General features: G+C 71.7%; 13 protein-coding genes and 3 tRNA genes. 13 read left to right on the top strand and 3 right to left on the bottom strand.

What is annotated here, in order from left to right; translation table 11 throughout:
- The first annotated feature begins 140 nt into the window (after positions 1 to 140).
- Complete coding sequence (locus ACGFIS_RS09595; protein ID WP_392902839.1) at positions 141 to 2,543, top strand: ATP-binding cassette domain-containing protein; 2,403 nt, start codon at positions 141 to 143, stop codon at positions 2,541 to 2,543.
- Here the strand turns inward: ACGFIS_RS09595 and ACGFIS_RS09600 are convergent.
- The gene (locus ACGFIS_RS09600; protein ID WP_392901697.1) at positions 2,528 to 3,238 is read right to left on the bottom strand and encodes an enoyl-CoA hydratase-related protein; all 711 of its coding nucleotides are present in this window, start codon (positions 3,236 to 3,238) and stop codon (positions 2,528 to 2,530) included. The genes ACGFIS_RS09595 and ACGFIS_RS09600 overlap by 16 nt on opposite strands.
- Positions 3,239 to 3,311: 73 nt before the next feature.
- Between ACGFIS_RS09600 and ACGFIS_RS09605 the strand changes: the two genes are divergently transcribed.
- The 11 genes from ACGFIS_RS09605 to ACGFIS_RS09655 all read left to right on the top strand — a co-directional run bounded on the left by ACGFIS_RS09605 (position 3,312) and on the right by ACGFIS_RS09655 (position 10,642).
- Positions 3,312 to 3,887 (top strand): TetR/AcrR family transcriptional regulator, encoded by a 576-nt coding sequence (locus ACGFIS_RS09605; protein ID WP_392901699.1) that lies wholly within the window; start codon positions 3,312 to 3,314, stop codon positions 3,885 to 3,887.
- Between the two features lie 156 nt (positions 3,888 to 4,043).
- Entirely contained in the window at positions 4,044 to 5,441 is a 1,398-nt protein-coding gene (locus tag ACGFIS_RS09610; protein WP_392901701.1) for a protein kinase, read from the top strand.
- 234 nt (positions 5,442 to 5,675) lie between these two features.
- A tRNA-Leu gene (locus ACGFIS_RS09615) sits at positions 5,676 to 5,749 on the top strand.
- Positions 5,750 to 5,754: 5 nt separating this feature from the next.
- Positions 5,755 to 5,827 (top strand) — tRNA-Leu (locus ACGFIS_RS09620).
- A 35-nt stretch (positions 5,828 to 5,862) separates the two neighbouring features.
- Positions 5,863 to 5,946: transfer RNA gene (locus tag ACGFIS_RS09625), tRNA-Tyr, on the top strand.
- Positions 5,947 to 5,986: 40 nt separating this feature from the next.
- A complete protein-coding gene (locus tag ACGFIS_RS09630) occupies positions 5,987 to 6,574 on the top strand; it encodes a TetR/AcrR family transcriptional regulator (protein WP_392901703.1) in 588 nt (195 codons plus the stop codon).
- 10 nt (positions 6,575 to 6,584) lie between these two features.
- Positions 6,585 to 7,781, top strand: a complete 1,197-nt coding sequence (locus ACGFIS_RS09635; RefSeq protein WP_392901705.1) for a cytochrome P450 — start codon at positions 6,585 to 6,587, stop codon at positions 7,779 to 7,781.
- A 2-nt stretch (positions 7,782 to 7,783) separates the two neighbouring features.
- Positions 7,784 to 8,563, top strand: a complete 780-nt coding sequence (locus tag ACGFIS_RS09640) for an SDR family oxidoreductase (protein WP_392901707.1) — start codon at positions 7,784 to 7,786, stop codon at positions 8,561 to 8,563.
- The gene (locus ACGFIS_RS09645) at positions 8,560 to 9,900 is read left to right on the top strand and encodes a cytochrome P450 (protein WP_392901709.1); all 1,341 of its coding nucleotides are present in this window, start codon (positions 8,560 to 8,562) and stop codon (positions 9,898 to 9,900) included. The genes ACGFIS_RS09640 and ACGFIS_RS09645 overlap by 4 nt, the downstream gene beginning before the upstream one ends.
- The gene (locus ACGFIS_RS09650; protein WP_392970197.1) at positions 9,897 to 10,091 is read left to right on the top strand and encodes a ferredoxin; all 195 of its coding nucleotides are present in this window, start codon (positions 9,897 to 9,899) and stop codon (positions 10,089 to 10,091) included. The genes ACGFIS_RS09645 and ACGFIS_RS09650 overlap by 4 nt, the downstream gene beginning before the upstream one ends.
- Positions 10,091 to 10,642: a nuclear transport factor 2 family protein gene (locus ACGFIS_RS09655; protein WP_392970200.1), complete on the top strand. Its 552-nt coding sequence runs from the start codon at positions 10,091 to 10,093 to the stop codon at positions 10,640 to 10,642. The genes ACGFIS_RS09650 and ACGFIS_RS09655 overlap by 1 nt, the downstream gene beginning before the upstream one ends.
- A 7-nt stretch (positions 10,643 to 10,649) precedes the next feature.
- On the opposite strand, the gene ACGFIS_RS09660 is transcribed toward ACGFIS_RS09655, so the two are convergent.
- Together ACGFIS_RS09660 and ACGFIS_RS09665 are read right to left on the bottom strand one after the other, a co-directional pair.
- On the bottom strand, positions 10,650 to 11,285 hold the full coding sequence (locus tag ACGFIS_RS09660; RefSeq protein ID WP_392970203.1) for a DUF3515 domain-containing protein: 636 nt from the start codon (positions 11,283 to 11,285) through the stop codon (positions 10,650 to 10,652).
- Positions 11,194 to 11,427, bottom strand: a complete 234-nt coding sequence (locus tag ACGFIS_RS09665) for an Lrp/AsnC ligand binding domain-containing protein (RefSeq protein WP_358451064.1) — start codon at positions 11,425 to 11,427, stop codon at positions 11,194 to 11,196. Before ACGFIS_RS09665 ends, ACGFIS_RS09660 begins: the two co-directional genes overlap by 92 nt.
- 133 nt (positions 11,428 to 11,560) lie before the next feature.
- On the opposite strand from ACGFIS_RS09665, the gene ACGFIS_RS09670 reads away from it, so the two are divergent.
- Positions 11,561 to 12,520, top strand: a complete 960-nt coding sequence (locus ACGFIS_RS09670; protein WP_392970206.1) for a thiamine-phosphate kinase — start codon at positions 11,561 to 11,563, stop codon at positions 12,518 to 12,520.

A 12,520-nucleotide genomic window follows, 5' to 3' on the forward strand; every position in this document is an offset into this window, starting at 1 on the left:
CGACCAGGTGGCCGGACCGACCAGAATGGCCGGACCGGTCAGAAATCGAGAAGCGCCGGTCACCGAGCCGTCCCTAGCCTGACCTAGCCTGATTGCCCTGCACGACAGATGGAGACACGATGAGCACGGACACGGGGAGCATGGACACGGGGAGCACGGACACCGGGACGGGCGGCCGGCCGCCTGAGCCGCACGCTGCCGACAGCCACGATCTGATCCGCGTGCACGGCGCGCGGGAGAACAACCTCAAGGACGTCAGCATCGAGATCCCGAAACGCCGGCTGACGGTGTTCACCGGAGTGTCGGGTTCGGGGAAGAGTTCGCTGGTGTTCAGCACGATCGCCGCGGAGTCGCAGCGGATGATCAATGAGACCTACAGCACGTTCGTGCAGGGGTTCATGCCGACGCTCGCGCGGCCCGACGTCGATGTCCTGGACGGTCTGACGACGGCGATCATCGTCGATCAGCAGCGGATGGGGGCCGATCCCCGCTCCACGGTCGGGACCGCCACCGACGCCAACGCGATGCTGCGGATCCTGTTCAGCCGCCTGGGGCGGCCGCATATCGGCTCGCCCAAGGCGTTCTCGTTCAACGTCGCGTCGATCAGCGGAGCGGGTGCGGTCACGTTCGACCGCGGCGGCAAGAAGACGAAGGAGCGGCGCGAGTTCAGCATCACCGGTGGCATGTGCCCGCGCTGCGAGGGCCGGGGCCAGGTCACCGACATCGACCTCACCCAGCTCTACGACGACACCAAGTCGATCTCCGAGGGCGCGTTCACCATCCCCGGCTGGAAGTCGGACAGCTTCTGGACGGTGCGGGTCTATGCCGAGTCCGGCTTCGTCGACCCGGACAAGCCGATCAGCAAGTTCACCAAGAAGGAGCTCGACGACTTCCTGTACAAGGAGCCGGTCAAGGTCAAGGTGGAGGGCGTCAACCTCACCTACGAGGGGCTGATCCCCAAGATCCAGAAGTCGATCCTGTCCAAGGACCGGGAGGCGATGCAGCCGCATATCCGGGCGTTCGTGGACCGGGCGGTGACCTTCACCGGCTGCCCCGAGTGCGGCGGCACCCGGCTCACCGAGGCGGCCCGCTCCTCGAAGATCGGCGGGGTGAGCATCGCCGACGCGTGCGCGATGCAGATCAGCGATCTGGCCGAGTGGGTGCGGGGGCTGGACGAGCCGTCGGTGGCGCCGCTGCTGACGATGCTGCTGCGCACGCTGGAGTCGTTCGTGGAGATCGGGCTGGGCTACCTGTCTCTGGAGCGGCCGGCGGGCACGCTGTCGGGCGGTGAGGCGCAGCGCGTCAAGATGATCCGCCACCTGGGGTCGTCGCTCACCGACGTCACCTACGTGTTCGACGAGCCCACCATCGGCCTGCACCCCCACGACATCCAGCGGATGAACAAGCTGCTGCTGCGGTTGCGGGACAAGGGCAACACGGTGCTGGTGGTGGAGCACAAGCCGGAGACGATCCAGATCGCCGACCACGTCGTGGACCTGGGCCCCGGCGCCGGCACCGCCGGCGGCACCGTGTGCTTCGAGGGAACCGTGGACGGGCTGCGGGACGGCGGCACCGTCACCGGCCGGCACCTGGGCGACCGCGCCGCACTCAAGGACACCGTCCGCAAGTCTTCCGGGACGCTGGAGATCCGGGGTGCGGACGCCAACAACCTGCGCGACGTCGACGTGGACGTCCCGCTGGGGGTGCTGTGCGTCGTCACCGGCGTGGCCGGGTCGGGCAAGAGCTCCCTGATCCACGGGTCGATCCCCGCGGGGGCGGGTGTCGTGTCGATCGATCAGGGCGCGATCCGCGGGTCGCGGCGCAGCAACCCGGCCACCTACACCGGGCTGCTGGACCCGATCCGCAAGGCGTTCGCCAAGGCCAACGGGGTCAAGCCGGGCCTGTTCTCGGCCAATTCCGAGGGTGCGTGCCCGGCGTGCAACGGCGCGGGGGTGATCTACACCGATCTGGCGATGATGGCCGGGGTGGCCACCACCTGCGAGGAGTGCGAGGGCAAGCGGTTCCAGGCGGCGGTGCTGGAGTACCGCTTCGGCGGCCGGGACATCAGTGAGGTCCTGGCGATGTCGGTGGCCCAGGCCGAAGAGTTCTTCGGCTCCGGGGAGGCGCGCACGCCGGCCGCGCACAAGATCCTGGACCGGCTCGCCGATGTGGGGCTGGGGTATCTGAGCCTGGGGCAGCCGCTGACGACGTTGTCGGGCGGCGAGCGGCAGCGGCTCAAGCTGGCGACGCACATGGGCGACAAGGGCGGGGTGTACGTGCTGGACGAGCCGACCACCGGGCTGCACCTGGCCGATGTCGAGCAGCTGCTCGGGCTGCTGGACCGGCTGGTGGACTCGGGCAAGTCGGTCATCGTCATCGAGCATCACCAGGCGGTGATGGCGCACGCCGACTGGATCATCGACCTGGGCCCCGGAGCCGGCCACGACGGCGGCCGGATCGTCTTCCAGGGCCCCCCGGCCGACCTGGTCGCCGCCCGCTCCACCCTCACCGGCCGGCACCTCGCGGACTACATCGCCACCTGATTCACCGCCGCCAGGGCCTGGGCCGTCTCGTTCCGCAGAGCCGTGGCCTCCTCCAGGGAGGACTGATCGAGGAGTGAGGTCCGGGCGGCGAGGAGCGGTGCCGCCGGGAGGGCCGCGATGCGCTCGGCCAGGGCGACGGCGGCGGTCAGGGCTTCGCCGGGTCCGGTGAGCGTCGTGACGATTCCCCAGTCCAGCGCCTCCCCGGCCGGCACCCGGCGGGCCGTGAGGAGGACGTCGAGGGCGCGGGACCGGCCGATGAGGCGGGGGAGGCGCACCGTGGCGCCGTCCATCGAGGGGAGGCCGCGCTCGAAGTTGAGCAGGCCGAACTCGGCGGTCTCGGACGCGACGCGGATGTCGCACCAGAGGGCCAGTTCGAAGCCGCCGCCGAAGCAGTAGCCCTCGATCGCCGCGATCACCGGCTTGGACGAGCGGGTGTGCGTCACCGCCATCGGCGGCGGGCCGCCCGCGGTGGGTGCGGGGAAGTCGCCGGCGGCCATCGCCTTCAGGTCGTTGCCCGCGCAGAACGTGCCGGCGGCCCCGGTGACGACCGCGACGCGTGCCCCGTCGTCCCGCTCGAACTCGGTGAAGGCGCCGGCGAGGGCGGCGGCGGTCGGGCCGTCGACGGCGTTGCGGCGGTCCGGGCGGTCGAGCGTGATGATCCGGACCTGGTCCCGGTCTTCGGTTCTGACGGTCATGGACGGCTCCCATCTAGATCGATCGTCATATTAGATAGATCGATCTAGTGATGCAACGGGCTAGGGTGACGGCATGACGCGGGATACTCGAACCCGGCTGCTTGAGGCCAGCGCGCAGCTCTTCCGCGAGCAGGGGTACGCGGGGACCGGGCTGAAGCAGATCACGGCGGCCGGAGGGGCGCCGTGGGGATCGCTGTACCACTTCTTCCCCGGCGGGAAGGAGCAGCTGGGCGCCGAGGCCGTCACGCATTCAGGCAACCGGTACCTGAAGCTGTTCGACCTCGTGTTCGCGGGAGCCGACGGGGATCTGGTGGATTCGGTGCGCGACTTCTTTCGGCTGAGCGCGGACGCGCTTCGCAAGTCGGACTGGGCCGACGGCTGCCCGATCGCGACGGTGGCCCTGGAGGTCGCCAGCACGAGCGAGCCGCTGCGGCACGCCTGCGCGGAGGTGTTCGCGTCCTGGGAGGCGGCCGCCGCCCGGCGGCTGGCCGGGGCCGGTATCCCGGAGGCGCGCGCCGCCGAGCTGGCGACGTACGTTCTCAGCGCCTTCGAGGGCGCGCTCGTGCTCAGCCGGACGGCGCACGACGTCCGTCCGCTCAACGTCACCGCGGACGTGGTGGCCGGGACGCTTCGCGCCGAACTGCCCTGAGATGCGGCTTCGGCGCATCACGGTCGCGCCGGTCGCGCTCGCGGTCCTGCTGTCCCTCGGCGGGCCCGGCTGATCACAATCGCGCGGTCATGGGCCGGGCGGCGTCCGGATGTGCCAGGCTTGTGGGGCCTGGCCCCGCCCTGAGGAGAACATCCCGTGTCACAGCCCGACCTGCCGGAACGCATCGGCCGGTACCGGATCGTGGATCGCCTCGGCGAGGGCGGGATGGGCACGGTGTACGCGGGGCTGGACGGCGCCGGACGCAAGGTCGCCATCAAGGTGATCAGGCGCGAGTACGCCGCCGACCGGCAGTACCGGGCGCGGTTCCAGGCCGAGGTGGCGGCGGCGCAGCGGGTCCGGCCGTTCTGCACCGCGCCGGTCCTGGACGCCGACCCCGCCGCCGAGCCGCCCTACCTGGTGACCGAGTTCGTCAACGGGCCGAGCCTCGACGCCGCCGTGGCCAAGGACGGCCCGCTCCGGGGCGCCGACCTGGAGGCCGTCGCGGTCGGCATCGCGACCGCGCTGACCGCCATCCACGACGCCGGCGTCGTCCACCGCGACCTGAAGCCCGCCAACGTGCTGCTGTCGACGTTCGGGCCGCGCGTCATCGACTTCGGCATCGCCCGCTCCCTGGACGGGACGAGGCTCACCGCGACCGGCGGCATCGTCGGGACGCCCGCGTTCATGGCGCCCGAGCAGCTGTACGGACGGGGCGCGACCGCGGCGTCCGACGTGTTCGCCTGGGGCGCGACCGTTGCGTTCGCGGCGCGCGGCGGGCCGTGCTTCGGCGGCGACTCGATTCCGGCGATCATCCACCAGATCGTCAGCGGCGAGCCGGATCTCGGCGGACTCGGCGGCTCGCTCCTCGGCGCCGTCCGCGCGGCACTCGCCAAGGACCCGGAGCGGCGTCCGTCCGCCCAGGCCCTGCTGGACGGGCTCATCTCCAGCGGCGTGCGGCCGGAGCGCGCGCAGGCGCCGTCCAGGCCACCCGCGCAGCAGACCCAGGCGCCCGCCCCGCAGCGGACCCAGGCGCCCGCCGCGCAGCACACCCCGGCCCCGGCGCTCGCCGCGGGGGAGGCGGAGGCGCTGGTCGAGCGGCAGTACCGGCAGGCGGCCCAGGCCGGAGACCCGGCCGCCATGCGCAACCTCGCGGTGCTCCTCAACGGGCAGGGCCGCACCGCCGAAGCGGAGACCTGGAACCGGTACGCCGACGCGATCGCCGCACGTCCCGCCGCGTACCGGCAGCCCACGGGCTACAACTCCTACGACAACGCCTACAGCGCCCCCACGGCGCCGCCGCACGGGTATCCGCACGCCAAGCCGCCCATGAACAGCCTCGCGATCTACGCGATCTCGATGGGCGCGGTCGGTCTGATCACCTGCGGCCTTCCGTCCATCCCGGCGATCGTCGCCGGGCATATGGCCTGGGCGCGGGTCCGCCGCTCGGGCGAACGCGGGATGGGTCTCGCCGTCACCGGGATCGCGCTCGGCTGGATCATGGTCGCGTTCTGGGCCCTGATCGCCTTCGGCGCGGCACTGCCGGAAGAGCAGTGACCGGCGCGGAAAACACGTTGTGCCGGCTCTCCGGATGATGGCACCGTAGACGACGTCAGCCCGTCCAAGACGGTGACACGAGACCTTGGGAGGAGGACCGGCCATGGCTCTGGAGCAGTATCGACCACGACTTCCCTCGGCGTCACACGCCCGCCCCGGCCGGTATCCCGTCTCCCGGTAGACCCCTCCCGGCCCCGGAGCAGCCGCGAGTGACGCCACCTCGCGAAGATCCTCGCGGCTCTACTCCAACAGGCAGAGAGGCCACTCTCAGGAAGTGGACGTTCCGGGTTCGAATCCCGGGAGCCGCACGCATGCCTCCGTAGTCCAACGGCAGAGACGGCAGCATGAGGTGCTGTGCGATGGGGGTTCGAATCCCTCCGGAGGTACGACGCGGGCCCGTCCTCGAACGGTGCCCGCGCAGGGGGCGGCGCCGACGTCCGGAGAGTCGGGCCTGGCTGTAACCCAGGTGCCTCGCGCTGAGTGGGTTCGAATCCCACCCGCCCCACCGTTGCGATCGGCTCGTTGCTGAACTAATGTCTGGACACGTGTCCGGTAATGAGCAGCTGACGACCGAGCCCACCCGCCGCCGCCTCACCGAGCGGCAGGCCGACACGGTGCGGCGGCTGACCGACGCCGCCGTGGTGGAGGTCGGCGAGACCGGCTACGAGGGGCTGACCGTCCGCAACGTGGCCAAGCGCGCCGGGGTCGCGCCCGCGACCGCCTACACCTACTTCGCGTCCAAGAACCACCTGATCACCGAGGTGTTCTGGCGCAGGCTCAGCGCGCTGCCGCCGGTGGAGGCCGACGGCACGCTGCACGAGCGCGTGGAGGAGGTGCTGCGCGAGATCGCACTGCTGGTCTCGGACGAGCCGGAACTGGCCGCGGCGTGCACCACCGCCCTGCTCGGCACCGACCCCGACGTCCGGGAACTGCGGATGCGGATCGGCGTCGCCATCCGCGAGCGCCTCCAGGCCGCGCTGCGCGACCACGACGACCCCAAGATCCTCGGCGCGCTGGAGCTGGCCTACACCGGCGCGCTCGTGTACGCGGGCATGGGCTACACGTCCTATGCCCGCATGGCCGACCGGCTCGCCGAGATGGCGGAGCTCATCCTGCCCGACCCCCCCGAGTGAGGTGACGGCCGTGGACCCTGCCGCGCAGGTCTTCTACAGCCCCTTCGACTACGCCGTCCACGAGGACCCGTACCCCTTCTACACGCGGCTCCGCGACGAGGCGCCGCTCTACCGCAACGACGAGCTCGGCTTCTGGGCGCTGTCGCGGCACGCCGACGTCTCCGCGGCGTTCCGCGACCACGCGACGTACTCCAACGCCAACGGCGTCTCGCTGGAACCGAGCGCATGGGGGCCGCAGGCGCACCGGACGATGTCGTTCCTGGCCCTCGACCCGCCGCGCCACACCCGGATGCGGGCGCTGGTGTCCAAGGGCTTCACGCCCAGGCGGGTGAAGGAGATGGAGGACGACATCCGGGCGCTGGCCCGGCGCCACCTGGAACCCGCCCTGGACAAGCGCGAGTTCGACTTCGTGTCCGACTTCGCCGGGCTGCTGCCCATGGACGTCATCTCCGAGATGATGGGCGTCCCCGAGGCCGACCGGGTCGAGGTGCGGCGGCTCGCCGACCTCGTCGTCCACCGGGAGGAGGGCCTCAACGACGTCCCGCAGGCCGGGATGGAGGCGGCGCTCACGCTCGTCGGCTACTACCAGGACATGGTCGCCGAGCGCAGGCGCAGCCCGTCGGACGACCTGACGTCGGCGCTGCTGGACGCCGAGATCGACGGGGACCGGCTGGACGACAGAGAGATCATCGCGTTCCTGTTCCTGATGGTGGTCGCCGGCAACGAGACCACGACCAAGCTGCTCGCCAACGCGCTGTACTGGGGGGCGCTGAATCCCGGGCAGGCCGCCAAGCCCCTGGGCGACCCGGCCCGGGTGGACGACTGGGTGGAGGAGACGCTCCGCTACGACACGTCCAGCCAGATGCTCGCGAGGACGGTCACCCGGGACGTCGAGCTGCACGGGCGGCGGGTCCCCGAGGGCGACCGGCTGCTCCTGCTGGTGGGGTCGGCCAACCGCGACCCGAGGGTCTTCGAGGAGGCCGACGCCTACGACCTCGATCGCGACACCTCGCAGCTCGTCAGCTTCGGCGGCGGCCGGCACTTCTGCCTGGGCGCCAACCTGGCCCGGCTGGAGGCGCGGATCGCGCTGGGCGAACTGGTGCGGCACGTCTCGTCCTACGAGGTCGACCATGCGGGTGCCGAGCGGGTGCACTCGGTGAACGTGCGCGGCTTCGCGGCCCTGCCGGTGCGGGTGGAGGTGCGGTAGAGATGCCCCGGTTCGATCCACATCCCGAGCGGCGTCCGGTCGTGGTGGCGGGCGCGTCCTCCGGGATCGGCGCGGCCACCGCGGCGGCGCTGGCGATGGCCGGGCATCCGGTCGCGCTCGGCGCGCGGCGCGCCGACAAGTGCGAGGAGCTGGCCGCCACCATCCGGGCCGGCGGGGGAGAGGCGCTCGCGCATCCCCTCGACGTCGGCGACTCCGACTCCGTCAAGGCGTTCGCGGCGGCGGCCGCCGACGCGCTCGGCCCGGTCGAGGTCGTCGTCTCCGGCGCCGGCGACCTGGCCGCCGGACGCCTCCACGAGCTCGACACCGCCGAGTTCCTCGCGCAGGTGCAGGTCCACCTCGTCGGCGCGCACCGTCTCGTGTCGCACTTCGTCCCGCAGATGGTGGCGCGGCGGCGCGGCGACATCGTGTTCATCTCCTCGGACACCGTGCCCGCTCCGCGCTCCTGGACCGGCGCCTACGTCGCGGCGAAGAACGGCGTGGAGGGCATGGCCCGCACCATGCAGATGGAGCTGGAGGGGACGGGTGTGCGGGCGTCCGTCGTCCGCCCCGGACCCACCGCGACCGGCATGGGCATGACCTGGGACGCCGACACGACCGGCGCCGTGCTGGAGGACTGGGTGAAGTGGGGCCACGCCCGCCATCCGTACTTCCTGCGCCCGTCCGACGTCGCCGCTGTCGTCGCCGCCGTCGTCGCGACCCCGCGCGGCGCCCATCTCCGCCTCGTCGAAGTACAACCCGAAGCCCCCCTGGAGGATTCATGACCGCTTTGGTGGAGCCGCGCGTGGTGTCGGGTGGGCCCGACCACCTGGAGGAGCTCCGCTCCGACCCGATCGGGCTGATGCAGCGCGTCCGGGACGAGTGCGGCGACGTCGGCGAGTTCCGGCTCGCGGGGCGGCGCGTGGTGCTGCTGTCCGGCGCCGAGGCCAACGAGTTCTTCTTCCGCGCCCCCGACGAGGAACTGGACCAGGCCGAGGCGTACCCGTTCATGACCCCGATCTTCGGGGAGGGCGTGGTGTTCGACGCCACCCCCGAACAGCGCCGCGAGGCCCTGCACAACCAGGCGCTCAAGGGCTCGTTCATGAAGGGACACGCCGCCACGATCTCCGCCGAGGTCGACCGGATGGTCGCCGGCTGGGGCGACGAGGGCGAGATCGACCTGCTCGACTTCTTCGCCGAGCTGACCATCTACACCTCGTCCGCGTGCCTGATCGGGCGCAAGTTCCGCGAGCAGCTCGACCGGCGGTTCGCCGACCTGTACCACGACCTCGAACGCGGCACCGACGCGCTCGCCTACGTCGACCCCTACGCCGACATCGAGAGCTTCCGGCGTCGCGACACCGCGCGGGCGGCGCTCGTCGCACTCGTCCAGGGGATCATGGACGGACGGCCGCCGAAGCCTCCGAAGGAGGACCGCGACCTGCTCGACGTCCTCATGTCCATCAAGGACGAGGACGGCACACTCAAGTTCGACGCCGACCAGGTCACCGGCATGTTCATCTCCATGATGTTCGCCGGGCACCACACCACGTCCGGCACCGCCGCGTGGACGCTGATCGAGATGCTGCGCAACCCGGGCGTCCTGGACGGCGTCGTCCGCGAGCTGGACGAGCTGTACGAGGACGGCCGCGAGGTGTCGTTCCAGGCGCTGCGCGCCATCCCGTACCTGGAGTCGACGATCAAGGAGGCGCTGCGGCTGCACCCGCCGCTGATCCTGCTGCTGCGCGTCGCGCAGTCCGACCAGGAGGTGTGTGGCCACAGCATCCCGGCGGGCACGATGGTCGGCTGCAGCCTCGCCGTCTCCAACCGGATCGAGACCGACTTCCCCGACCCCGGCGCGTTCCAGCCCGAACGCTACGTCGCGCCCCGCGAGGAGGACCTCCTCAACCGGTGGACGTGGGTCCCGTTCGGCGCGGGCCGGCACCGCTGCGTCGGGGCGAACTTCGCGATGATGCAGCTCAAGGCGATCTTCTCGGTGCTGCTGCGGGACTGGGAGTTCGAACCCGCCCAGCCGCCCGAGACCTACCGCAACGACCACTCGAAGATGGTCGTCCAGCTCGCCCAGCCGTGCGCCGTCCGCTACCGCAGGAGGCGCCGGTGAGGATCGAAGCCGACCTGGACCTGTGCCAGGGGCACGCCATGTGCGAGATGGAGGCCCCGGACGTCTTCGAGGTCCCGCCCAAAGGCAAGGTCCGGATCCTGGACGCCGAACCGCCCGAGGACATGCGCGCCGAAGTGAAGGCCGCCGTCCGCTACTGCCCCACCCAGGCCCTCAGACTGCTGGAGACGTGATGCCCTCGTTCCCCCGTGAAGAACTCGACGCGATGGTGGAGTACTGGCTGGAGGCCAACCTGCGCTGCGAGGAGGCCGGCGACTGGCGCCCCCTCGCCGACCTCTACACCGAGGACGCCACCTACGGCTGGAACATCGGCCCGAAGCAGGACTTCATGGCCGTCGGCCGCGACGAGATCCGCAATCTGGCACTGGGCTCGGAGATGGGCGGCCTGGACGGCTGGACGTACCCGTACCAGAGCATCCTGGTCGACGAGGTCAAGGGCGAGGTCGTCGGCTTCTGGAAGCAGGTCGCCGACGCCAGGCGCCCCGACGGGTCGCCGTACGAGGTGCTCGGCATCGGCGGGTCCTGGTTCCGGTATGCCGGGAACCGGCAGTGGTCGTGGCAGCGCGACTGGTTCGACCTCGGCAACGTCACGTCGGTGTTCGTCGAGATGATGAAGGCGGACGTGCTGTCGGACGGGATGAAGCGGCGCCTCGACCGGGCCGCGGCCGGCGAGCCGATCCCCGGCTACTACGCGCGGGGGGAGAGCCCCGTCCCGATCTGGTGACCGACGCTCAGATCTGCCCCTCGGGCTTCTCCGGGATCGTCGCCTTGATCGACGGGCCGAGTTCGATGAGCACGTCCCCGGCGGGGTTGTACTTCGGCGGGACGGTGACCTCGACGTAGGCCTGCCGCGCGACCGCGGTGAAGGTCACCGGCCGGTCCACGGGGTACCCGAACCAGTCGATCCCGTTGATCGTCACCAGCGCCGACGCCGGCTGCAGCGCGGCGGGCCGCGGCACGCCGCAGCGCAGCGCGATCGAGGGCGAACCCCAGGCGGCGGTCAGCGAGGACTTCGGCGAGGTATCGCGGCGCTGCTGCCCGTGCACCTTCTCGGGCAGCCGCAGCCCCTCGCACAGGCGCTGCGTGGCCGCGTCCGGCCGCGGCACGGGGACCTGCACGGCCCCGTCGCCGCAGGCGGCGGCCACCAGCGCCACCCCCGCGAGCAGCGCGGTGCTGAGAAGCCGTCCACTTCTGGGGGGACGGGCCCCGAGGCCCCCCGGCGACCGCCGTTCACTTCTGGGGGGACGACCCCCCAGGCCCCCCGGCAACCGCCGTTTAGATGTGAACAATCGGGCACGTGAGGGTGCGGGTGATTCCGTCCACCGCCTGGATCTGCGCGACGACGAGCTTGCCCAGCTCGTCGACATTGCGCGCCTCCGCTCGGACGATCACGTCGTACGGCCCCGTGACGTCCTCGGCCAGTGTGACGCCCGAAATACCGGAGATATGACCTGCCACGTCGGCCGCTTTGCCGACTTCGGTCTGGATGAGGATGTAGGCCTGCACCATCACGTCCTCCCCGGGCGGAGAATGAGCCGTCGGACGGTTCACCGTATCGTGTTACGCGCCGCGGCGGGCGGCCGGGGGGAGGGCGTGCCGCGATCACGCCGCCCGGATGCAGAGGACACGGGGAACGGCGCGCATGGGCACCATCGGTGAAGCGGGGGAGTTCGGGCTGATCGCCCGGCTGACGCGGCGGCTGCCGCAGGGCCCGGCCGTGCTGCTCGGCCCCGGCGACGACGCGGCGGTGGTCGCCGCGCCGGACGGGCGCGTCGTGGCCACCACCGACCTCCTCGTCGAAGGCCGTCATTTCCGCCGCGACTGGTCCGGCCCGTACGACATCGGACGCAAGGCCGCCGCGCAGAACCTCGCCGACATCGTCGCCATGGGCGCCCGCCCCACCGCACTGCTGGTCGGGTTCGCGGCCCCGCCCGCCACCGCCGCCGGCTGGGCCGAGCGGCTCTACGACGGGCTCGCCGACGAATGCCGCGAGGCCGGTGCCGCCGTCGCCGGCGGCGACGTCGTCGGCGCCCCGGAGATCACGCTCGCCGTCACCGCGCTCGGCGACCTGGGCGGCGGCGCGCCGCTCACCCGGTCCGGGGCGCGTCCGGGCGACATCGTGGCCGTCCGGGGGCGGCTCGGCCACGCCGCCGCCGGGCTGGCGCTCCTCGGCGCCGGACGCGACGGGCCCGCCGAGCTGATCGCGGCCCACCGCCGTCCGAGGCCCCCGTACGAGGCGGGACGGGAGGCGAGGTCCCACGGCGCCACCGCACTGCTGGACGTCAGCGACGGGCTCGTCCAGGACCTCGGGCACATCGCCGCCGCGAGCGGCGTCCGGATCGACGTCGACTCCGCGGCCGTACCCGTCCCGGAGATCCTCGGGCCGGACGGGCTGCGCCATGCCCTCACGGGTGGTGAAGACCACGCATTCGCCGGAACCTTCCCCGCGAATGCCGTTCTGCCCTCATCCTGGAGAAGGATCGGAATCGTCACCGAAGGGGCGGGGGTGCGCGTGGACGGCAGCGAGCCACAAAACGGCGGATGGGACCATTTCCGGCCAAAGAGCGGGGGTTCACGGAACGTGTACGGAACCATGCGTTGA

Origin of the sequence: Spirillospora sp. NPDC048824, assembly GCF_043198455.1 — a bacterium.
Lineage (GTDB): Bacteria > Actinomycetota > Actinomycetes > Streptosporangiales > Streptosporangiaceae > Spirillospora.

Excerpts from the sequence above, each read along its gene's own strand:
- ACGFIS_RS09595 (WP_392902839.1), top strand. The coding sequence starts at position 141 with ATGGACACGGGGAGCACGGACACCGGGACGGGCGGCCGGCCGCCTGAG.
- ACGFIS_RS09600 (WP_392901697.1), bottom strand. The coding sequence starts at position 3,238 with ATGACCGTCAGAACCGAAGACCGGGACCAGGTCCGGATCATCACGCTC.
- ACGFIS_RS09605 (WP_392901699.1), top strand. The coding sequence starts at position 3,312 with ATGACGCGGGATACTCGAACCCGGCTGCTTGAGGCCAGCGCGCAGCTC.
- ACGFIS_RS09640 (WP_392901707.1), top strand. The coding sequence starts at position 7,784 with ATGCCCCGGTTCGATCCACATCCCGAGCGGCGTCCGGTCGTGGTGGCG.
- ACGFIS_RS09645 (WP_392901709.1), top strand. The coding sequence starts at position 8,560 with ATGACCGCTTTGGTGGAGCCGCGCGTGGTGTCGGGTGGGCCCGACCAC.
- ACGFIS_RS09655 (WP_392970200.1), top strand. The coding sequence starts at position 10,091 with ATGCCCTCGTTCCCCCGTGAAGAACTCGACGCGATGGTGGAGTACTGG.
- ACGFIS_RS09660 (WP_392970203.1), bottom strand. The coding sequence starts at position 11,285 with ATGTCGACGAGCTGGGCAAGCTCGTCGTCGCGCAGATCCAGGCGGTGG.
- ACGFIS_RS09665 (WP_358451064.1), bottom strand. The coding sequence starts at position 11,427 with ATGGTGCAGGCCTACATCCTCATCCAGACCGAAGTCGGCAAAGCGGCC.
- ACGFIS_RS09670 (WP_392970206.1), top strand. The coding sequence starts at position 11,561 with ATGGGCACCATCGGTGAAGCGGGGGAGTTCGGGCTGATCGCCCGGCTG.